The sequence below is a fragment of the Pseudomonas sp. UBA3153 genome, from assembly GCF_002364635.1.
GTDB classification, from domain to species: Bacteria; Pseudomonadota; Gammaproteobacteria; order Pseudomonadales; family Pseudomonadaceae; genus Pseudomonas_O; species Pseudomonas_O kuykendallii.
The window spans coordinates 1-20,896 of the sequence record NZ_DEYR01000055.1; the positions used below are offsets into that span (position 1 = coordinate 1).

19 protein-coding genes are annotated in these 20,896 nt (G+C 67.0%); 9 read left to right on the forward strand and 10 right to left on the reverse strand.

Features of this window, described 5'->3' with window-relative positions:
- The 5 genes from B2X67_RS13390 to B2X67_RS13410 all read left to right on the forward strand — a co-directional run.
- A partial coding sequence (locus tag B2X67_RS13390) for an ATP-binding cassette domain-containing protein (RefSeq protein WP_286785796.1) occupies positions 1-782 on the forward strand: 782 nt, incomplete at its 5' end.
- Positions 783-814: 32 nt separating this feature from the next.
- Complete coding sequence (locus B2X67_RS13395; protein WP_286785797.1) at positions 815-2,143, forward strand: HlyD family type I secretion periplasmic adaptor subunit; 1,329 nt, start codon at positions 815-817, stop codon at positions 2,141-2,143.
- A complete protein-coding gene (locus B2X67_RS13400; protein ID WP_286785798.1) occupies positions 2,140-3,474 on the forward strand; it encodes a TolC family outer membrane protein in 1,335 nt (444 codons plus the stop codon). The genes B2X67_RS13395 and B2X67_RS13400 overlap by 4 nt, the downstream gene beginning before the upstream one ends.
- A gap of 87 nt (positions 3,475-3,561) precedes the next feature.
- Positions 3,562-4,155, forward strand: a complete 594-nt coding sequence (locus B2X67_RS13405; protein WP_286785799.1) for a biliverdin-producing heme oxygenase — start codon at positions 3,562-3,564, stop codon at positions 4,153-4,155.
- Positions 4,156-4,162: 7 nt separating this feature from the next.
- Positions 4,163-4,540, forward strand: a complete 378-nt coding sequence (locus B2X67_RS13410) for a YbaN family protein (RefSeq protein WP_414704008.1) — start codon at positions 4,163-4,165, stop codon at positions 4,538-4,540.
- A gap of 159 nt (positions 4,541-4,699) precedes the next feature.
- Here B2X67_RS13410 and B2X67_RS13415 read toward each other — a convergent pair whose 3' ends face one another.
- The 3 genes from B2X67_RS13415 to B2X67_RS13425 all read right to left on the reverse strand — a co-directional run bounded on the left by B2X67_RS13415 (position 4,700) and on the right by B2X67_RS13425 (position 7,245).
- Positions 4,700-5,473, reverse strand: coding sequence for a MetQ/NlpA family ABC transporter substrate-binding protein (locus B2X67_RS13415; protein ID WP_286785801.1), 774 nt, complete (start codon positions 5,471-5,473; stop codon positions 4,700-4,702).
- Positions 5,474-5,551: 78 nt separating this feature from the next.
- Positions 5,552-6,226 carry a methionine ABC transporter permease gene (locus B2X67_RS13420; RefSeq protein ID WP_376747812.1) on the reverse strand — a complete coding sequence of 225 codons (675 nt, stop codon included), beginning with the start codon at positions 6,224-6,226 and terminating at the stop codon, positions 5,552-5,554.
- Entirely contained in the window at positions 6,226-7,245 is a 1,020-nt protein-coding gene (locus B2X67_RS13425) for a methionine ABC transporter ATP-binding protein (RefSeq protein ID WP_282341374.1), read from the reverse strand. The genes B2X67_RS13420 and B2X67_RS13425 overlap by 1 nt, the downstream gene beginning before the upstream one ends.
- Before the next feature lie 270 nt (positions 7,246-7,515).
- On the opposite strand from B2X67_RS13425, the gene katE reads away from it, so the two are divergent.
- Positions 7,516-9,660: a catalase HPII gene (gene katE, locus B2X67_RS13430; protein WP_286785802.1), complete on the forward strand. Its 2,145-nt coding sequence runs from the start codon at positions 7,516-7,518 to the stop codon at positions 9,658-9,660.
- Between the two features lie 157 nt (positions 9,661-9,817).
- Here the strand turns inward: katE and B2X67_RS13435 are convergent, their stop codons facing one another.
- Positions 9,818-10,645, reverse strand: coding sequence for an aldo/keto reductase (locus B2X67_RS13435; protein ID WP_286785803.1), 828 nt, complete (start codon positions 10,643-10,645; stop codon positions 9,818-9,820).
- A gap of 176 nt (positions 10,646-10,821) precedes the next feature.
- Between B2X67_RS13435 and B2X67_RS13440 the strand changes: the two genes are divergently transcribed.
- Positions 10,822-12,309, forward strand: a complete 1,488-nt coding sequence (locus B2X67_RS13440) for a DASS family sodium-coupled anion symporter (RefSeq protein WP_286785804.1) — start codon at positions 10,822-10,824, stop codon at positions 12,307-12,309.
- An 82-nt stretch (positions 12,310-12,391) separates the two neighbouring features.
- On the opposite strand, the gene znuB is transcribed toward B2X67_RS13440, so the two are convergent.
- Genes znuB through zur form a run of 3 tightly spaced genes read right to left on the reverse strand, consistent with a single transcriptional unit; the run spans position 12,392 to position 14,422 of the window.
- Positions 12,392-13,177 (reverse strand): zinc ABC transporter permease subunit ZnuB, encoded by a 786-nt coding sequence (znuB, locus tag B2X67_RS13445; RefSeq protein ID WP_282341366.1) that lies wholly within the window; start codon positions 13,175-13,177, stop codon positions 12,392-12,394.
- Positions 13,170-13,943 (reverse strand): zinc ABC transporter ATP-binding protein ZnuC, encoded by a 774-nt coding sequence (znuC, locus tag B2X67_RS13450; RefSeq protein ID WP_286785805.1) that lies wholly within the window; start codon positions 13,941-13,943, stop codon positions 13,170-13,172. Before znuC ends, znuB begins: the two co-directional genes overlap by 8 nt.
- Positions 13,940-14,422, reverse strand: coding sequence for a zinc uptake transcriptional repressor Zur (gene zur, locus B2X67_RS13455; protein WP_286785806.1), 483 nt, complete (start codon positions 14,420-14,422; stop codon positions 13,940-13,942). The genes znuC and zur overlap by 4 nt, the downstream gene beginning before the upstream one ends.
- Positions 14,423-14,485: 63 nt before the next feature.
- On the opposite strand from zur, the gene B2X67_RS13460 reads away from it, so the two are divergent.
- Entirely contained in the window at positions 14,486-15,385 is a 900-nt protein-coding gene (locus B2X67_RS13460) for a zinc ABC transporter substrate-binding protein (RefSeq protein WP_282341360.1), read from the forward strand.
- Positions 15,386-15,654: 269 nt separating this feature from the next.
- Here the strand turns inward: B2X67_RS13460 and B2X67_RS13465 are convergent, their stop codons facing one another.
- Both B2X67_RS13465 and B2X67_RS13470 read right to left on the reverse strand, forming a co-directional pair.
- Positions 15,655-16,605, reverse strand: coding sequence for a homoserine kinase (locus B2X67_RS13465; RefSeq protein ID WP_286785807.1), 951 nt, complete (start codon positions 16,603-16,605; stop codon positions 15,655-15,657).
- 7 nt (positions 16,606-16,612) lie between these two features.
- On the reverse strand, positions 16,613-16,894 hold the full coding sequence (locus tag B2X67_RS13470) for a DUF2782 domain-containing protein (protein WP_090224468.1): 282 nt from the start codon (positions 16,892-16,894) through the stop codon (positions 16,613-16,615).
- A 73-nt stretch (positions 16,895-16,967) separates the two neighbouring features.
- On the opposite strand from B2X67_RS13470, the gene polA reads away from it, so the two are divergent.
- Positions 16,968-19,757, forward strand: coding sequence for a DNA polymerase I (gene polA, locus B2X67_RS13475; protein WP_286785808.1), 2,790 nt, complete (start codon positions 16,968-16,970; stop codon positions 19,755-19,757).
- 211 nt (positions 19,758-19,968) lie between these two features.
- Here polA and yihA read toward each other — a convergent pair whose 3' ends face one another.
- The gene (gene yihA, locus B2X67_RS13480) at positions 19,969-20,622 is read right to left on the reverse strand and encodes a ribosome biogenesis GTP-binding protein YihA/YsxC (RefSeq protein ID WP_282341354.1); all 654 of its coding nucleotides are present in this window, start codon (positions 20,620-20,622) and stop codon (positions 19,969-19,971) included.
- Between the last annotated feature and the right edge of the window lie 274 nt (positions 20,623-20,896).

Consider the following 20,896-nt stretch of genomic DNA (forward strand, 5'->3'; position numbering starts at 1 on the left):
GATCTCGCGGGGCGTTGCAGGTCGAGCAGCTCGGCGCCTTCGCGCCCGGTACGCGGACGCCCTGCCTGGCCAATATCGGCTTCAGCCTCGAGCCCGGCGAGATGCTCGGCGTGCTCGGCGCCTCCGGCTCGGGCAAGTCGTCGCTGGCGCGCCTGCTGGTCGGCGTCGGCGTGCCGCAGACCGGCAAGGTGCGCCTGGACGGCGCCGAGCTGAGTAGTTGGGACAGGACCGCGCTCGGCCCGCACATCGGCTACCTGCCGCAGGACGTACAGCTGTTCGCCGGCAGCATCGCCGAGAACATCGCGCGCTTCGCCGAGGTGGACGCCGAACAGGTGGTACTTGCCGCCCAGCGCGCCGGCGTGCACGAGTTGGTGCTGCGTCTGCCGAACGGCTACGACACGCTGCTTGGTGAGGGCGGTGCGGGGCTGTCCGGCGGACAGAAGCAGCGCGTCGGGCTTGCCCGTGCGCTGTACCGGCTGCCGGCGCTGATCGTCCTCGACGAACCCAACGCGCATCTCGATGACGTCGGTGAGCAGGCGCTGCTTGCCGCCGTCGCCGAGATCAACCGCGAGGGCCGCACGTTGTTGCTGATCACCCATAAGCCCGCCTTGCTGGCTGGCAGCGACAAGCTGCTGATCCTGCGCAACGGCCAGATGCAGGCCTTCGGTCCCACCGCGCGGGTGCTCCAGGACCTGCAACCCAAGGCTGCTCCCACGCCGGCGCTGGCGCCGTTGCGTGCCACGCCGAGCCTGAGCATGAGCTACGGCACGCCGGCGTCCTGATGCTTTCATCCTCTTTCGCTACGGGAAATCCGATGCCTTCCTCCGCTGTGCAATCGCCTCCACCGCTCGCTGAAGTACTGCCCCTCGATGCGCGCCGCTACAGCCGTCTCGGCTGGTGGCTGTTGTTGCTCGGCTTTGGCAGCTTCCTGCTCTGGGCCGCGCTGGCACCGCTGGACAAGGGCGTCGGTGTCAGCGGCACGGTCGTCGTTGCCGGTAATCGCCAGGCGGTTCAGCACCCCACGGGCGGCGTGGTCGAGCACCTGCTCGTGCGTGATGGCGACCGCGTAGTGGCCGGGCAGGTATTGCTGCAGATGGATTCCACCCAGGCCAGCGCACAGCGTGAAGCGCTGCTTGCGCAGTATGTGGAGGCGCGAGCCAGCGAGGCGCGCCTGCTCGCCGAGCGCGATGGCCGCGAGCTGATCGCGTTTCCCCAGGGCTTGCAACGCCACGTCGACCCGCGCGTTGGCGACGTCCTCGAACTGCAGCGTCAATTGCTGGGCAACCGCCGCGAGGCCTTGCGCATGGAACTGGCCGGGCTCGACGAGAATATCGCCGGGAGCCAGGCCCTGCTGGACGGCCTGCGCAGCGCAAGGGGGCACAAGGAGGCGCAGCGCGCCAACCTGCACGAGCAGTTGCAGGGCCTGCGCGAGCTGGCCCGCGAAGGTTATGTGGCGCGTAATCGGCTGCTGGAAAGCGAACGTCTCTATGCTCAGCTCAACGGCGAGATTTCCACCGACCTGGGCAACATCGGTCGAACCCAGCGGCAGATTCTCGAGCTGCGTCTGCGGGGCAGCCAACGCCGCGAGGAATATCAGCAGCAGGTCCGCGAACAGCTCGCCGACGCACGATTGAATGCCGAGGAACTGTCTGGACGGTTGCGCAGCGCCGATCTCGAACTCGCCCACACCCAGGTCCGCGCGCCCAGCGACGGGGTGGTGGTCGGTCTCGCGGTGTTCACCGAGGGCGGCGTGATTTCGCCCGGCCAGCAGCTGATGGAGATCGTGCCGCAGGATGCGCCGCTGCTGGTCGATGCACAACTGCCGGTGGAGCTGGTGGACAAGGTACAGGCGGGGCTCGACGTCGAGTTGCTGTTCTCCGCCTTCAACCAGAGCCGCACGCCGCGGGTGAATGGCAAGGTCACCCTGGTCTCGGCGGACCGCCTGCTCGATCCGCAAACCGGGCAGCCCTACTACCAGTTGCGCGCTCAGGTCGATGAGGCCGGCATGCGCCGGTTGCAGGGGCAGGTAATCCGTCCGGGCATGCCGGTGGAAGCGTTCGTTCGCACGGGCGAGCGCTCGTTGCTCAGTTATCTGTTCAAGCCGCTGCTGGACCGCAGCCACGTCGCGCTGGCGGAAGAATGATGCGGCGTCGGCTGCTCTTCTGCGTCGCGTTACTGCTGGCATCCGAGCGTGCCCAGGCGCTAGGCGTGCTGGATGCCTACGCTCTGGCGCTGCGCAACGACCCGACTTTCCAGGCTGCGCTGAAGGAGCGCGACGCCGGCCGCGAGGACCTCGCCATCGGGCGCGCCGGTCTGCTGCCGAAGCTGTCCTACAGCTACAGCAATGCTCGCAACCAGTCCGAGGTGACCCAGGCGACGGCATTCGGCGACACCACCAGCGACCGCGACTACCGCAGTTACTCCTCTGCGCTGACCCTGCAGCAACCGCTGTTCGACTATGCCGCCTGGATCGAATACCGCCAGGGCGTGGCCAGGGCGACACTGGCCGACGAGCGCTTCCGTGGGCACAGCCAGGCGCTCGTCGTGCGTTTGTTCGAGGCCTACAGCCAGGCCCTGTTCTCCGGCGAGCAGATATCCCTTGCTCAGGCGCAGCGGCGCGCGCTGACCGAGCAGATGCAGCTCAACCAGCGGCTGTTCGAAGCCGGCGAGGGCACCCGCACGGATCTGCTGGAAACCCGCGCGCGCTATGAACTGGCCGAGGTCGAGGAGATCGAGGCGCGCGACAACCTCGATGTGGCCCTGCAGGAACTGCAGGCGATCATCGGCGAGCCACTGGTGTTGCAGGACCTGGCGCCGCTGGCAGGCGATTTCCAGGTTCTTCCCCTGCAGCCGTCGCGCTTCGACAACTGGCGCGACCTGGCACTGGCCAACAACGCCGAGCTGGCCAGCCAGCGGCGCGGGCTGGAAGTGGCCGAGCAGGACGTGCAGCGCCAGCGAGCGGGCCACCTGCCGACCCTCGGTCTGTACGCCAGTTCGCGCAAGACCCGCTCGGACTCGGAGAGCAGCTACAACCAGCAGTACGACACCGACAGCATCGGCCTGCAGATCAGCCTGCCGCTGTTCGCCGGCGGAGGCGTCAGTGCCGCGTCACGCAAGGCCGCGGCGACCTACGAGCAGGCCCGCTACGAGCTGGATGCGCAGCGCAGCGGCGTGCTCAACGAGCTGCGCCGGCAGTTCAACCTCTGCGCCAGCAGCGTCGCCAGAGTGCGGGCCTACGACCTGGCGGTGGACTCCGCCACGCGACTGATCGAAGCGACGCAGAAGAGTGTGGCCGGCGGCGAACGGGTCAACCTCGACGTGCTCAATGCCGAGCAGCAGCTCTACGGTGCACGTCGCGATCTCGCCGAAGCGCGCCACGGCTACCTGCGCGCCTGGCTGCAGCTGCGTTTCCTCGCCGGCACGTTGGACGAAGGCGATCTGCAGACGCTGCGGGGGTTTTTCGTCGATGGCTGAGGTTTTTTACTGAGCCAGCGCTGCTGATTCGTCTTTATTCTCAACGGGCGGACCTGCCCGTCATCGATCTCAACGAGGACATCCGCAATGACCGCATCGCACTCCCAGCTGTCCCACCCGCTGCGTTCGCAGCGCCTCAACCAGCTCACCCATCAGCCGCACGATCGGCTCGAGACGCTGGTCAAGTCGCACGAACCGTTCGCCAGCCGCGAGAACTTCGCGCGCTTCGTCGCCGCCCAGTACCTGTTCCAGTACGACCTGCAGAACCTCTACAACGACCCGCGCCTGGCGCAGCTGGTCGACGATCTACCGGCGCGTTGCCGGGTCGAGGCGGCGCGTCTGGACCTGGTCGATTTCGGTGTGCCGCTGCCCGAGGGCGATGAAAGCATTCGCGGACGCACCCTGGGCGTCGGCGCTGCGCTGGCCTGGATCTTCGTTTCCGAGGGCTCCAAGCTGGGCGCCGAGTTCCTGTTCAAGAAGGCCGCCGCGCTGCAGCTCGATGAAACCTTCGGCGCGCGTCACCTGGCCGAGCCGGCCGGCGGTCGGGCGCAGGGCTGGAAGCGCTTCGTAAAGGTGCTCGATGGCATCGAGCTGGATGCCGAGCAGGAGCGCGAGGCGGAAGCCGCGGCGATCGAGGCCTTCGAACGCTTCGTCGTGCATCTGGAACGCTGCTTTGCCTGAAGCGGCGCTGGTTGTGCCCGGTCGTCTGCGCTGGCTCTGGCTGGCGCTGGCGCACGCTTCCCTGGGCCTGGCGCTGCTCGGCGTGTTCCTGCCGGGCCTGCCGACCACCGAATTCGTCCTGCTCGCCGCTTGGGCTGCCTCGCGCAGCTCGCCACGGTTGAGCCGGTGGCTGGAGAATCACCGCCTGCTCGGCCCGACGCTGCGCGACTGGCGCAACGGCGGGGTGATCGCGCGGCGGCGCAAATGGTTGGCCAGCCTGAGCATGGCGCTGGCCTTCGCCGTACTGACGACCACGCTCCGGCATTGGCCGTCGCTGCTGTGCATCGGCCTGGGCATGCTCTGCGGCGTCATCTGGATATGGTCCAGGCCGGAACGTCGCGCATGAAAAAGCCCGCATCGAGCGGGCTTTTTCGTTCACCAGGGTTCGCCGCGTTGCGATCCCTCTCCCCCGGCCCCTCTCCCATGAATGGGAGAGGGGAGCGGAGTGCGCCCTAGTTTGAGCGAGCGGCTTTCTGCATCGGGCAAGCGTTTTCTGCGACCGTGATCAGAACGCCGGCACCACGGCGCCGTTGTACTTGTTCTGGATGAATTGCTTCACCTCGGGGCTGTTCAGCGCCTTGGCCAGTTTCTGGATGGCCGGGCTGTCCTTGTTGTCCTGGCGGGCGACGAGGATGTTCACGTAGGGCGAGTCGCTGCCTTCGATGATCAGCGCGTCCTTGGTCGGGTTGAGGCCGGCTTCCAGCGCGTAGTTGGTGTTGATCAGTGCGAGGTCGACCTGGTTGAGCACGCGCGGCAGGGTCGCGGCTTCCAGCTCGCGCACCTTGATGTGCTTGGGGTTGCTCGCGATGTCCTTCGGCGTGGCGAGGATGCCGCTGCCGTCTTTCAGGGTGATCACGCCGGCCTTGGCCAGCAGCAGGAGCGCGCGGCCGCCGTTGGTGGCATCGTTGGGAATGACCACGTTGGCGCCTTCGGGCAGCGCGTCGATGTTCTTGATCTTACTGGAGTAGGCGCCGAAGGGTTCGACGTGCACGCCGGCGACGCTGACCAGGTCGGTGCCCTTGCCCTTGTTGAACTCATCCAGGTACGGCTGGTGCTGGAAGAAGTTGGCGTCCAGGCGCTTCTCGGCGACCTGCACGTTCGGCTGCACGTAGTCGGTGAAGACCTTGACGTTCAGCTCGACGCCTTCCTTGGCCAGCGCCGGTTTGACGAATTCGAGGATTTCCGCGTGCGGTACGGCGGTCGCCGCGACGGTGATCTTGTCCGCGGCCTGGGCGGAGAAGGCCGCGAAGACGGCGAGGGCAGTGAGCAGTTTTTTCATCGTAAGGTTCCTTGTGGGAGAGTTCTGCGGGTCCCGCATCAGGCGGGTCGCCGCTTTTCGGTTATTCGGGGCGTTGCGTCACTTGCGCGAGAAATGCACCACCAGGCGGTCGCCGATGCTTTGCAGCACCTGCACCAGCACCAGCAGGAGAATCACGGTGACCACCATCACGTCGGTCTGGAAGCGCTGGTAGCCGAAGCGGATCGCCAGGTCGCCGAGGCCACCGGCGCCGACCACGCCGGCCATCGCGGTGTAGGACACCAGGGTGATCGCGGTGACGGTGATCGCCGCGAAGATGCCCGGCCGCGCCTCCGGCAGCAGCGCGTCGAGGATGATCTGGCGGGTCGTCGCGCCCATCGCCTGGGTCGCCTCGATGATCCCGCGGTCCACCTCGCGCAGCGCGGTTTCCACCAGGCGCGCGAAGAACGGCGTGGCGCCCACCACCAGCGGCGGAATCGCCCCGGCGACGCCCAGCGAGGTGCCGGTGAGCAGCACGGTGAAGGGAATCATCACGATCAGCAGGATGATGAACGGCAGCGAGCGCAGCACGTTGACCACCAGCGACAGCAGCGCGTAGAGCGGGCGGTTGTCGAACAGCTGGCGCGGGCCGCTGAGGAACAGCAGCACGCCCAGCGGCAGGCCCAGCAGCACGGTGAACAGCAGCGAACCGCCGAGCATCAGCAGGGTGTCGAGGGTCGCCTGCCAGATCTCGTACCAATCCACGTTGACGAACAGCGCGGCGAGAGTCTCCATCAGCGCAATACCTCCAGGTGCACATCGGCGGCGCGGAACCGCGCCAGCGCGGCGTCGATGTCGCCGCCGACCAGCGACAGGGTGAGCTGGCCGTAGGGTGTCTCGCGAATGCGGTCGATGCGGCCGGCGAGGATGCTGTAGTCCACGCCGGTCTCGCGCGCGACCTTGCCCAGCAGCGGCGCGTAGGTCGACTCGCCGTGGAAGGTCAGGCGCAGGATGCGTCCCGGCACCTGGGCGAAATCGTCGCGGCGTTCGTCCTCGTCGACCTGCTCGGCCTCCAGCACGAAACGCCGGGTGGTCGGGTGCTGCGGGTGGAGGAAGACGTCCGCCACCGCGCCCTGTTCGACGATCGCGCCGGCGTCCATCACCGCGACGCGGTCGCAGACGCGACGGATGACGTCCATTTCGTGGGTGATCAGGACGATGGTCAGGCGCAACTCGCGGTTGATCTGGGCCAGCAGTTGCAGCACCGAGGCGGTGGTCTGCGGGTCGAGTGCGCTGGTGGCCTCGTCGCAGAGCAGGATGGTCGGCCCGGTGGCCAGCGCGCGGGCGATGCCGACGCGCTGTTTCTGCCCGCCGGAAAGCTGCGCCGGGTATTTCTTCGCGTGATCGCCGAGGCCGACGCGGGCCAGCAGTTCGGCGACGCGGGCATCGATCTCTGCACGCGAACGCACGCCGGCCAGTTTCAGCGGCAGCGCGACATTGTCGGCGACGGTTTTCGAGGCGAGCAGGTTGAAGTGCTGGAAGATCATCCCGACGCGCTGGCGGAATTGCCGCAGGCCGTCGGCGTCCAGCGCGGTGACGTCTTCGCCGTCGACCTGGATGCGTCCGCCGCTGGGCTCTTCGAGGCGGTTGATCAGGCGCAGCAGGGTGCTCTTGCCGGCGCCGGAGTGCCCGATCAGACCGAAGATCTGGCCGCTCTCGATGCGCAGGTCGGTGGGCTGCAGGGCCGGGATTTCACGGCCTGCGCGCTTGCCGGCGACGCGGTATGTCTTGTGGACCTGGTGAAACTCGATCACGGGAAACGAACCTTTTGGGCGTGGGCCTGATCGGCCTGGGGTGGCCAGGGGGCGCGCATTTTAGCGGGTTTGCTTAGGCCCGCTTAGCATTTCTTGTCGAGCGTAGCGCATGCAAAGGCATAAGCCGGCGGGCTGTGGGAGCCGCAGTGGCTGCTGGTCGGTTGGAGGGAACGGGCGCGCCACGGTTCCGGTCACTAACGGGAAGCCCTTGAGCCGGCACTTGCAGACCGGCGGCAACCCGAACCGACCCGATAAGGAGATAAACCGCCGATGGCCACCAAAAAGCCTGCCGCGAATGCCAGCGAAGTCGCCGGCACCGATACCCTCGACCGCGCCAACAGCAACGCCAAGCTGGAGCAGCTGGAAGACTTCCGCTCCGACGCTACCGGTGCCGCCCTGCGCACCAATCAGGGCGTAAAGATCGCGGACAACCAGAACACGCTGAAGGCCGGCGCGCGCGGGCCGTCGCTGCTGGAAGACTTCATCATGCGTGAGAAGATCACGCACTTCGACCACGAGCGCATCCCAGAGCGCATCGTGCACGCCCGCGGCACCGCCGCCCACGGCTATTTCCAGGTGTACGAAGCCCAGGGCAAGAAGCTGTCGAAGGCCGGTTTCCTGCAGGACCCGGCGAAGAAAACCCCGGTGTTCGTGCGATTTTCCACCGTGCAGGGCCCGCGTGGCTCCGGCGACACGGTGCGCGACGTGCGCGGTTTCGCCGTGAAGTTCTACACCGACGAGGGCAACTTCGACCTGGTCGGCAACAACATGCCGGTGTTCTTCATCCAGGACGCTATCAAGTTTCCCGACTTCGTCCACGCGGTGAAGCCCGAGCCGCACAACGAGATTCCCACCGGTGGCAGCGCCCATGACACCTTCTGGGACTTCGTCTCGCTGGTGCCCGAGTCCGCGCACATGGTGCTCTGGACCATGACCGACCGCGCCATTCCGGTGAACCTGCGCAGCATGCAGGGCTTCGGTATCCACACGTTCCGGATGATCGACGTTGCCGGCAAGTCGCGCTTCGTCAAGTTCCACTGGAAGCCGGCCCAGGGTGTGCGTTCGCTGCTCTGGGACGAGGCGCAAAAGCTGGCGGGCAAGGACACCGACGCGCATCGCCGCGACCTCTGGGAAGCCATCGAGTCGGGTGACTACCCGGAGTGGGAGCTGGGCGTGCAGATCGTCGAGGAAGAGGACGAGCACAAGTTCGACTTCGACCTGCTGGACCCGACCAAGATCATCCCCGAGGAACTGGTGCCGGTGACGCTGCTGGGCAAGATGGTGCTCAACCGCAACCCGGACAATTTCTTCGCCGAGACCGAGCAGGTCGCCTTCTGCCCTTCCCACGTCGTGCCGGGCATCGATTTCTCCAACGACCCGCTACTGCAGGGCCGGCTGTTCTCCTACACCGACACGCAGATCAGCCGCCTCGGCGGGCCGAACTTCCATGAAATCCCGATCAACCGTCCGCTGGCGCCGAATCACAACGGTCAGCGCGATGCCCAGCACCGCACCACCATCGACAAGGGCCGCGCGTCCTACGAGCCGAATTCCATCGACGGCGGCTGGCCGAAGGAAACCCCTGCCGGCCCGGTGGACGGTGGCTTCGAGAGCTACTACGAGCGCGTCGACGCACACAAGGTGCGCGAGCGCAGCGAGTCGTTCGGCGACCACTTCTCCCAGGCCACGCTGTTCTTCAACAGCCTCTCGGCACCCGAGCAGGAGCACGTCATCGCGGCGTACAGCTTCGAGCTGGGCAAGGTCGAGCGGCAATGGATCCGCGAACGCCAGGTCAACGAGATCCTCGCCAACATCGACCTGGGCCTGGCGCAGAAGGTGGCGAAGAACATCGGCGTCGAGCCGCCCAGCGCGCCCACGGTGAAGCCGAAGAAGCTGTCGCTGGAGAAATCCCCGGCGCTCAGCCAGCTCAACCTGCTGTCCGGCAACATCAAGGGCACCAAGATCGCCGTGCTTGTGGCCGATGGCGTGAATGGCGACGACGTCAAGGCGATCAAGAGCGCCTTGCTGGCCGAGGGCGCGCACGTCAAGGTGCTCGGCCCAAACGCGGCGCCGGTCACTGCGGCGGACGGCTCCGTGCTGCCGGTGGACGGTTCCGCCGAAGGCATGCCGTCGGTGGCGCTGGATGCGGTGTTCGTACCGGGCGGCGCGAAGAGCGTCGAGGCGTTGTCGGCCGATGGCGTCGCCAAGCACTACCTGATGGAGGCCTACAAGCACCTCAAGGCGATCGCCCTGGCCGGCGAAGCGAAGGACCTGCTCAAGGTGGTCAACCTCGAGGAGGACGAAGGCCTGCTCACCGGTGCCGATGCGGGCGCGGTGCAGAAGGACTTCATCGCCGCCATCGCCAAGCACCGCGTGTGGGCGCGCGAGCCGAAGGCGAAGAGCGTTCCGGCCTGATCCGTGAGTGAGGCCGCGCTGCCTGGTGCGCGCGGCGCACCCTACGGTGATGCGATGGGCGCGAGGCTCTCCGTAGGGTGCGCCGTGCGCACCGTCGATCTGCCGATATAAACCGGAAGCCCGGCAAATGCCGGGCTTTTTCATGTGCTTCGAAGGCTCAGCTGAAGGTGGACGGGTCGGGCCCGGTGCGGCGTCCTTCTTCCAGTTCAGCGATGCGCAGCAGGTCGTCTGCATCGAGGCGGAAGTCGAACACATCGAGGTTCTCGCGGATGCGTTCGGGGTGCACCGATTTCGGGAACACGATCGAGCCCAGCTCGATGTGCCAGCGCAGCACCACCTGGGCCGGCGTCTTGCCGTGCTTCTGCGCCAGCGCCTGGATCGTCGGGTGCGGCAGCAGGTCACCGCCACGCGCCAACGGGCTCCAGGCCTGGGTGGCGATGCCCTTGTAGCGGTTGAAGTCGCGCATTTCCTTCTGCTGGAAGAACGGGTGCACCTCGATCTGGTTCACCGCCGGCACCACGCCAGTCTCCATGATCAGCACCTCGGCGTCGTCCGGGCGGAAGTTGGAGACGCCGATGGAGGTCACCAGGCCTTCCTCGCGCAGGCGAATCATGGCTTTCCAGGCGTCGAGGAACTTGCCCTGGTCCGGGCACGGCCAGTGGATCAGGTAGAGGTTGACGTGATCCAGGCCGAGGCGCTTCAGGCTCTCCTCGCAGGCGCGCAGCGCCGAGTCGTAGCCCTGGTCCTGGTTCCACAGCTTGGTGGTCACGTAGAGCTGCTCGCGCGGCAGCCCGGCAGCGGCGATGCCGGCGCCGACGCCGCGCTCGTTCTTGTAGATCGCCGCGGTGTCGATGTGGCGGTAGCCCAGCTCCAGTGCATGGCGCACGGCGTCGGCGGCCTCGCTGTCGGGGATCTGCCAGGTGCCGAGGCCGAACTGGGGAATCTGCGTACCGTCGTTCAGGGTGATATCGGGAATGCTGCTCACGGGGTAGGGTCCTCCATCGGAGCGTTTCAACGGGTGTGGGCATCTGACCACGGCGGACGCCGAGGCATTCCCCCGATCGTCGCAATCGGGCGCCAAGGCCCATGCTAGACGCAGGTCAGTAACCTGGGTGCGACAATTTCGCATACTCGTGGCACATCCACCGGCGGAGCACAGCCATGAACGTCCCGGCCGCGACACCCGAAACACGCTCGCGTTTTCCCCTTCCCGTCGGTCTGCTGGCCGGCATCCTGGCGATGGTCGTGGTGCTGCTGCTGCCGCTCTCCGCCGACCTGCCCGTAGCGGGCCACCGGGTGCTGGCGATCCTGGTCTTCGCAGTGATCGTGTGGATCACCGAGGCGGTGTCCTACGAGGCCAGCGCGATCATGATCACCGCGCTGCTGGCGGTGCTGGTCGGCACCGCGCCGACCCTGGCCAACCCCGGGGTGGTCTACGGCAGCACGGCGGCGATCGGCATGGCCCTGGCCGGCTTCTCCAATCCGGCGCTGGCGCTGGTCGCCGGTGCGCTGTTCATCGCCGCCGCGATGACCCACACCGGGCTCGACCGCCGCATCGCCCTGGTCACCCTGTCGAAGGTCGGCACCAGCACCCGGCACATCCTCGCCGGAACCATCCTGGTGACCATCCTGCTCAGCCTGGTGGTGCCGAGCGCCACCGCGCGCAGCGCCTGCGTGGTGCCGATCATGATGGGCATCATCGCCGCGTTCGGCGTCGACAAGCGCTCCAACTTCGCCGCCGGGATGATGATCATCGTCGCCCAGGGCACCAGCATCTGGAACATCGGCATCCAGACCGCCGCTGCGCAGAACCTGCTGCTGGTCGGCTTCATGGACAAGCTGCTCGGGGCGCGGGTGAGCTGGATCGAATGGCTGGTCGCCGGCGCGCCCTGGGCGATGCTGATGTCCGTCGTGCTGCTGTTCATCGTCATCAAGCTGATGCCGCCGGAAACCGATTCGGTGGCCGGCGGCAAGGAGGCGGTCGCCCGCGAGCTGCGCGAGCTGGGCCCGATGACCGGCGCGCAGAAGCGCCTGCTGATGGTCTCGGTGCTGTTGCTGCTGTGCTGGGCGACCGAGGGCAAGCTGCATCCCTTCGACACCACTACCACGACCTACGCCGGGCTGGTGCTGCTGATGCTGCCGCGCTTCGGGGTGATGACCTGGAAGGACGTGCAGGCGCGGATTCCCTGGGGCACGGTGATCGTCTTCGGCGTCGGCATCAGCCTCGGCAGCGTGCTGCTGACCACCCAGGCCGGGCAGTGGCTGGCGGTGCAGGTGGTCGCCTACACCGGCCTCGACGGACTCGGCCCGCTGGCCATCTTCGCGGTGCTCGGGGCCTTCCTGATCGTCGTCCACCTGGGCTTCGCCAGCGCCACCGCGCTGACCGCGGCGCTGCTGCCGATCCTCATCGCGGTGCTGCTCAACCTGCCCGGCGAATTCAACCGGCTGGGGCTGAGCATGCTGCTCGGTTTCGTCGTCAGCTACGGCTTCATCCTGCCGATCAACGCGCCGCAGAACATGGTCTGCCTGGGCACCGAGACCTTCAACGCGCGCCAGTTCGCCAAGGTCGGCCTGCTGGTGACGGTGCTCGGCTACCTCAGCATGCTGCTGTTCGCCGCCACCTGGTGGCACTGGCTCGGCTGGATCTGAGCCCCCACGGTGCGCGCGGCGCACCCTACGGCCGCGGTACAACCCGGCTTCGTAGGGTGCGCCATGCGCACCGGGACGTTCGTCAGGCGCGCTTCGGCCAGGCGAAGCTGAGCAGGAACAGCAGCGCGGCGCTGACCACGATGGACGGCCCGGCCGGGGTGTCCTTGAACCAGGACAGGCCGAGCCCGGCGCACACCGCGACCAGCCCCAGCGCGCTGGCGCCACCGGCCATCTGCTCCGGGGTGCGCGCGTGGCGTTGCGCGGCGGCAGCGGGAATGATCAGCAGCGAGGTGATCAGCAGCACGCCGACGATCTTCATTGCCACCGCGATGACGATGGCGATCAGCAGCATCAGCGCCAGGCGGATCGCCGCCACCGGCAGGCCTTCGACCTTGGCCAGCTCCTCGTGCACGGTGATCGCCAGCAGCGGTCGCCACAGCGGCACCAGCACCGCCAGGACCAGCGCGCTCCCGCCGAGAATCCACGCCAGGTCCGCCGGGCCGACCGCCAGCAGATCGCCGAACAGGTAGCCCATCAGGTCGATGCGCACGTCGTGCATGAAACTCAGCACCACCAGGCCGAGTGACAGGGTGCTGTGGGCGAGGATGCCGAGCAGGGTGTCCGAAGCCAGCGGCTGTCGCTGTTGCAGCGTCACCAACAGCACGGCGAGCAGCACGCAGCCGACGGTCACCGCCAGCGTCGGGCTGACGTCGAGGAGAAAGCCCAGGGCGACGCCAAGCAGCGCGGCGTGGGACAGGGTGTCGCCGAAATAGGCCATGCGCCGCCAGACCACGAAGGAGCCCAGCGGGCCGGCGACCAGCGCCAGGGCAAGGCCGGAGAGCAGGGCGTTGAGCAGGAAGTCAGGCATGGTCGTGGTTGCAGTCCGGTCCGTGTACGTGCGCCTTGACCACGCCGCCATGCAGGGCGTGGTCGTGATCGTGGCGGTGGTGATAGATCGCCAGGCTCTTGGCGTCCTGGCCGAACAGCTCGATGAACGCCGGGTCGCCACTGACCTGCTCGGGATGGCCAGAGCAGCACACGTGATGATTGAGGCAGACCACCTGGTCGGTGGTGCTCATCACCAGGTGCAGGTCGTGAGAGACCATCAGCACGCCGCAGCCGTAGCGGTCGCGCAGGCGGGTGATCAGCCGGTACAGCTCGGCCTGGCCGGCAACGTCGACGCCCTGCACCGGCTCGTCGAGCACCAGCAGCTGCGGCTTGCGCAGCAGCGCGCGCGCCAGCAGCACGCGTTGCAGCTCGCCGCCGGAGATGCTCCGCAGCGGGCTGTCGATGACCTGCTCGGCGCCGACCTCGGCCAGCGCCGCCAGCGCCGAGTAACGCGTCACCCCCGGCACCAGGCGCAGGAAGCGCAGCACGCTGAGCGGCAGCGTTGCCTCGATCTGCAGCTTCTGCGGCATGTAGCCGATGCGCAGCTTCGGCAGGCGCCAGACCTCACCCCGCGCGGGTTTGAGCAGGCCCAGGGCGATCCGTACCAGGGTGGTCTTGCCGGCGCCGTTGGGGCCGATCAGGGTGACGATCTCGCCTGGCTTCACGGTCAGCTGCACGTCCTGCAGCACCGCCTTGGCGTTGAACTCGACGCCCACGCCGCTCAGACGGATCAGTTCATCGCTCATGCCGCCTCCCGGCAGCTGGCGCAGAGCCCCACCACCTCGACGGTCTGCCCCTCGGCGCTGAACCCGACGCCCTCGGCGGCGGCGGAAATCGTCGCGCCGATCGCCGGTTGCTGCAGCTCGATGGCGGTATGGCAACGGCGGCAGATGAGGAACTGGCCCTGGTGCACGTCGCCGGGATGGTTGCAGCCCACGAAGGCGTTGAGCGAGGCGATGCGGTGCACCAGGCCGTTTTCCAGGAGGAAATCCAGCGCCCGGTAGACCGTCGGCGGCGCCGCGCGGCGACCGTCGGTCTCGCTCAGTACGCCGAGGATGTCGTAGGCGCCGAGCGGCTTGTGGCTCTGCCAGACCAGCTCCAGCACCCGCTTGCGCAGGGCGGTGAGCCGCGCACCTTGGCGCTCGCACAGCGCTTCGGCGTCGGCCAGTGCGGTATGCACGCAGTGACTGTGATCGTGGGGCAGGCAGGCCAGGGGCGTTTTCATGGGCGGCGACGTTCGGCTGGAGAGACGTTATTCTATAACTTTAGAAAGCTCAGGTGTCCTTCCGTGTTTCGTTTTCTTCTGCTCCCGCTGCTGCTTCTGGCCGGTTACGCGCACGCCGACGTGCGCCTGCTGACCAGCATCAAACCCCTGCAACTGATCGCCGCCGCCGTGCAGGACGGCGTCGGAACGCCCGACGTGCTGCTGCCGCCCGGCGCCTCGCCGCACCACTATGCGCTGCGCCCGTCGGACGTTCGCAAGCTGCGCGAGGTCGAGCTGTTCTACTGGATCGGCCCGGATCTGGAGACTTTCATCCCCCGCGTATTGCAGGGCCGCAGCGCGCCCACGGTGACGGTGCAGACGCTTCCCGGCCTGCACCTGCGCCATTTCGGCGAAGGCGAGGCGCATGACGATGACGGCGAGCACGACCATGAACATCGCCCCGGCACGCTGGACGCGCACCTCTGGCTGCTGCCGGACAACGCGCGGGTGATCGCCGCGCGCATGGCCGCCGACCTGAGCGCGGCCGATCCGGACAACGCGGCGCGCTACCAGGCCAACCTGCAGGCCTTCGAGCGCCGCCTGGGTGCGCTCGACCAGCGCCTGCGCCAGCGCGTCGCCGGCGTCGCCGGCAAGCCCTACTTCGTGTTCCATGAGGGATTCGACTACTTCGAGGCAGCCTACGGCCTGCAGCACAGCGGCGTGTTCAGCGCCGCGACCGAGGTGCAGCCGGGCGCGCGACACGTCGCCGAGATGCGCGAGAAGCTGCAGCAGGCCGGCCCCGCCTGCGTGTTCAGCGAGCCGCCGTGGCGGCCGAAGCTCACCGAAACCCTGGCCGAAGGGCTGCCGGTGAAAATGGCCGAACTCGACGCGCTGGGCGCCACGCTGAATGCCGACGCGAACGGCTACGAGCGGCTGCTGGACGACCTGGCGAACAACCTGGCCGGCTGCCTGGAAGGGCTCTGAGCCGGCAGATCGCGCAGTACCCGTAGGGTGGGCTTCAGCCCGGCCGGGGCCGTGCAGTATCGCGCGGGCTAAAGCCCACCCTACGTAGCCGCGCCATCACGTAGGCACGTGTCCCTATCTCGAATGTGCCTCGATCGCGGGTTTCGCACGCCCTACAACGCGCAGTAGTAGGGTGGGCTTCAGCCCACCATTGCCCACCAGCGCCTCACCGTATCGCGTGGACGGAAGCCCATCGGCAATGCCCGGTCGCGGTGCGCCGGTCCGATGCCCTACAGCGCGATCGGCAGGGCCAGGTCGATCCGCTGGCGCTGCGCCAGGCGATGCTCGAATTCGGCGGGGTCGTGGATCAGCACTTCCTGCCCGGCGTTGGCATCGGCGGCGATCAGCCGGGACAGCCAGAAGCGCACGCAGGCAACGCGCAGCAGCACCGGCCAGAGTTCCGCCTCGGCCGGGCCGAAGCGCCGCTGGCTGGCATAGGCGCCGAGCAGAGCACGGGCGCGGGGCAGGTCGAGGGCGCCGTCGGCGCTGGAGCACCAGTCGTTCAGGGTGATCGCCACGTCGTAGAGCATCGGCCCGCTGCAGGCGTTGTAGAAGTCGATCACCCCGGACAGGTGCGGGCCGTCGAACAGGACGTTGTCGCGAAACAGGTCGGCATGCAGGTTGGCCTGCGGTAGCGAGAGGATCGCCGCGCGCTGCGCCTCGATCTCGTCCAGTACCGGCTGCAGCAGGTTGGCGGCGGAGGCGGGCAGTTGCGTACCGAGACGCCGTCCCTCACCGAGCATCCAGTCCAGGCCGCGGTCGCTGCGCCGCTGCAGCGGCTTCTCGCAGGTCGCCTTGTGCAGCTTGCCCAGCAGGGTGCCGACCTCCACGCAATGGTGCGCGTTCGGCTGGGCGACGTGCTTGCCCGGCAGTCGTGGCTGCAGCAGTGCCGGCTTGCCAGCCAGGCTGCGCAGGGCGTCGCCGTTGGCGCTGCGCAGCGCATAGGGCACTGGCAGCTCGGCACCGTGCAGCACGTCGAGCAGTTCGATGAAGAACGGCAGATCCTGCGAAGGGCCGCGCTCGATCAGCGTGAGGACGAACTCGCCGTGCTCCAGGCTGACAAAGAAATTGCTGTTCTCGCTACCCGCAGCGATACCCTGGAAACTTCTCAGGTGCCCGAGTCCGTAGGGCGCGAGGAAGGTTTCCAGCTGCGGCTGTTCGAGCGGCGTGAATACCGACATCAGCGTCCTACCATTTGAAGATTTCCCAGGCCGGAATCAGCATGTCGGGCTGGTCCGAGCGGATGAAGTTGCCGTCGCTGCCGTCGGCGCGCACCAGGAAGTACGGCTTGCCATGCTTGGGGGTGATCTTGATCGCGTAGAGAAAGCCGTTCTGGCGGTATTCCTGCACAGTCTTGTCGCCGTCCTGGCGAATGGTCACCTCGGGGTCGGCATCGGGCCGTTCCTGGGCGATCGCCGCCAAGGGCAGACAAGCCAGCAGGCCAGTCAGCAGGTAGGTGGGTGCGCGCATGTTAACCTTCCTTCTTTAACGTCAACGGTCCGGTCATTCTAACCCGGCCCTATGCAAAAGGTTGGTCCCACGCATGTCCCAAGCCCCCCTCGTCCTGGTGGACGGCTCTTCCTACCTGTACCGCGCCTTCCACGCCCTGCCGCCGCTGGCCACCTCCAAAGGCATGCAGACCGGCGCGGTGAAGGGCGTGCTGAACATGCTCAAGAGCCTGCGCAAACAGTATCCGGAAAGCCCCTTCGCCGTGGTTTTCGATGCCAAGGGCGGCACCTTCCGCGACGCCATCTTCGCCGACTACAAGGCCAACCGGCCGCCGATGCCCGATGACCTGCGCGACCAGGTCGAGCCGCTGCACGCCAGCGTTCGCGCGCTGGGCTTCCCGCTGCTGTGCGTCGAAGGCGTCGAAGCCGACGACGTGATCGGCACGCTGGCGCGCCAGGCCGCGGGCGAAAAACGCGACGTGGTGATTTCCACCGGCGACAAGGACATGGCGCAACTGGTCTGCCCGCACGTCACTCTGGTCAACACCATGACCGGGCTGGTGATGGACCCGGCCGGCGTGGTCGAGAAGTTCGGTATCGGCCCCGAGCTGATCATCGACTACCTGGCGCTGATGGGCGACAAGATCGACAACATCCCCGGCGTGCCCGGCGTCGGCGAAAAAACCGCGGTGGGCCTGCTGGCCGGCATCGGCGGCGGGCTGGACGTGATCTACGCCAACCTCGGCAAGGTCGCCGAGCTGCCGCTGCGCGGAGCCAAGTCGCTGGCCGCCAAGCTCGAAGAGCACAAGGAGATGGCCTACCTCTCCTACGAGCTGGCGACCATCAAGCTGGACGTGCCGCTGAACATCGAGATCGACTCGCTGCACCCCGGCGAGCCCGACCGCGAGGCGCTCGCCGCGCTCTACGGCGCACTGGAGTTCAAGAGCTGGCTGGAAGACCTGCAGCGCGAAGCGAAGGCCAGGAAGCTCGAACAGCCCGCCAGCGGTGGCCTGTTCGACGCGCCGGACGTGCCGCCGCCAGGCAGCGATCACCTGCAGGCGGAAGTGTCGCAGCAGTACGAAACCATCCTCGACCAGGCGCGGTTCGACGCCTGGCTGAAGAAGCTCGAGGCCGCCGAGCTGTTCGCCTTCGACACCGAGACCACCAGCATCAATGCGCAGGTCGCCGAGCTGGTCGGAGTGTCCTTCGCGGTGACGCCGTTCGAGGCCGCCTACGTGCCGCTGGCGCATTCCTACATGGGCGTGCCGGCACAGCTCGACCGCGACGCCGTGCTGCGCGCGCTCAAGCCGCTGCTCGAAGACCCGAACAAGGCCAAGGTCGGCCAGCACGCCAAGTACGACATCAACGTGCTGGCCAACGCTTCGGTGCCGATCGAGGTGCGCGGCGTGGCCTTCGACACCATGCTCGAGTCCTATGCGCTGGACGCCACGGCGACCCGTCACGACATGGACAGCCTGGCGCAGCGCTACCTCGAGCACGAAACCATCCGTTTCGAGGACATCGCCGGCAAGGGCGCCAAGCAGCTGACCTTCGACCAGATTTCCCTCGAGCAGGCCGGCCCCTACGCGGCCGAGGACGCCGACGTCACCCTGCGCCTGCACCAGACGCTCTGGGAGAAGCTGCAGGCCACGCCTTCGCTGGCGGGCGTGCTGCGCGACATCGAGATGCCGCTGGTGCCGGTGCTGGCGCGCATCGAGCGCAACGGTGCGCTGGTCGACGCCAACCTGCTGGGTCGTCACAGCCTGGAGCTGGGCGAGAAGATGGTCGCGCTGCAACGCGAAGCCTTCGAGCTGGCGGGCGAGGAGTTCAACCTCGGCTCGCCCAAGCAGCTCGGCGCCATCCTCTATGAAAAGCTCGGCCTGCCGGTGATCAGCAAGACCGCCACCGGCCAGCCGTCGACCGCCGAAGCGGTGCTCGCCGAACTGGCCGAGCAGGATTACCCGCTGCCCAAGGTGATCATGCAGTACCGCACCCTGAGCAAGCTCAAGAGCACCTACACCGACCGCCTGCCGGAACAGATCAACCCGCGCACCGGGCGCATCCATACCTCCTACCACCAGGCGGTCACCGCCACCGGGCGGCTGTCCTCGTCGGACCCGAACCTGCAGAACATCCCGATCCGCACCGCCGAGGGGCGGCGCATCCGCCAGGCGTTCATCGCCGCGCCCGGCTACCGGCTGCTGGCGGCGGACTACTCGCAGATTGAGCTGCGCATCATGGCCCACCTGGCGCAGGACGAAGGGTTGCTGCATGCCTTCCGCAACGACCTCGACGTGCACCGCGCGACGGCCGCCGAAGTCATGGGCGTGAGCCTGGAAGAAGTGACCCACGAGCAGCGGCGCAGCGCCAAGGCGATCAACTTCGGGCTGATCTACGGCATGAGCGCTTTCGGCCTGGCCAAGCAGATCGGCGTCGACCGCAAGCAGTCGCAGGCCTATATCGACCGCTACTTCACCCGTTATCCGGGCGTGCTCGCCTACATGGAACGCACTCGCGAGCAGGCCAGCGATCAGGGCTACGTGGAGACGCTGTTCGGCCGGCGCCTGTACCTGCCGGAAATCCACGCGAAAAACCAGGGCCTGCGAAAGGCGGCCGAACGCACGGCGATCAACGCGCCGATGCAGGGCACGGCGGCGGACATCATGAAGCGCGCGATGGTGGCGGTGCAGGCCTGGCTGGACGAATCCGAACTGGACGCCCGGGTGATCCTTCAGGTGCACGATGAACTGGTGCTGGAAGTGCGCGAGGGCCTGGTCGACCCGATTCGCGAGAAGGTCCGCGCGCTGATGAGCGGCGCCGCGACGCTTGACGTGCCGCTGCTGGTGGAGGCCGGCGTCGGCGCCAACTGGGACGAAGCGCACTGATTCCAGGCCCGGGTCCGCGCCCCGGGCGGGAACTTTTTCCGGAGCTGGCCGGTCACAGATTCTGAATGGGTGAAGCCGTTCAATGCTCCTTGTTGTGTTTTAGTGTTGGCAGATATCTGGACCCCGCCCTAGCGGTCCGGACTTAAACCTCGAACTTCTCCCTCCCCATACGAAGTTCGAGGTTTTTTTTCGCGCGCATTTCGACCAGGGCCTATTCCTCAGGCTGGTCTTCCTTTTCCTCGTCGTCCAGTAGTCCCAGCCATTGCGCGAGCACCAGCTGCGCCTCCTCGATGCCCTGGCGTTTGGGCGCCGAGAACAGTTGGATGCTCACCACGTCCTTGCCCCAGCCCTGCTGGATATCGCGCTGCACCTTGAGCAGAGCGTTCTTTGCCGCGCCGTAGGCGAGCTTGTCGGCCTTGGTCAGCAGAATGTGCATCGGCATGCGGCTGGCGGTGGCCCAGTCGAGCATCATCCGGTCGAAGTCGGTGAGCGGATGGCGGATGTCCATCATCAGGATCAGCCCGGCCAGGCTGTTGCGGCTGCTCAGGTAGGCTTCCAGGTGTTTCTGCCAGTGCTGCTTGAGCGGGATCGGTACCTTGGCGTAGCCGTAGCCGGGCAAGTCGACCAGGCGCCGATGCTCGTCGAGGCTGAAGAAGTTCAGCAACTGGGTGCGCCCCGGCGTCTTCGAGGTGCGCGCCAGGCTGGCATGGGTGAGGGTGTTCAGCGCGCTCGACTTGCCGGCATTGGAGCGCCCGGCGAACGCCACTTCCAGACCTTCGTCCGCAGGACATTGGTCGACTTTTGCTGCGCTGATGAGGAAGGCGGCCTGTTGGCACAGACCGAGAATCGGGTTCTTGAATGACATGGGTTTTCCAGAGTGCGACCGGGTGTCGCAGGAGGCGGTTTCGTTTCCGTTTCGGCGACGCCAGTATATAATGCCGCAGATTTTGTGTGCGCTTTCATCCTGTTGCACGGGGGTGAGTTCACGTCGATCCATGGATTCGCGCGACAAGACGCGAACCTCATGGCGGTCTCGCTGTATGCCGCCTCGCGGGTTGTGCATGGACTGCAAAGCCGAGGCTTGTCTGGTCCCATTTGTGCGCCATGAGCCCGGTCCATAACTCTTTCAACCTTAGCCG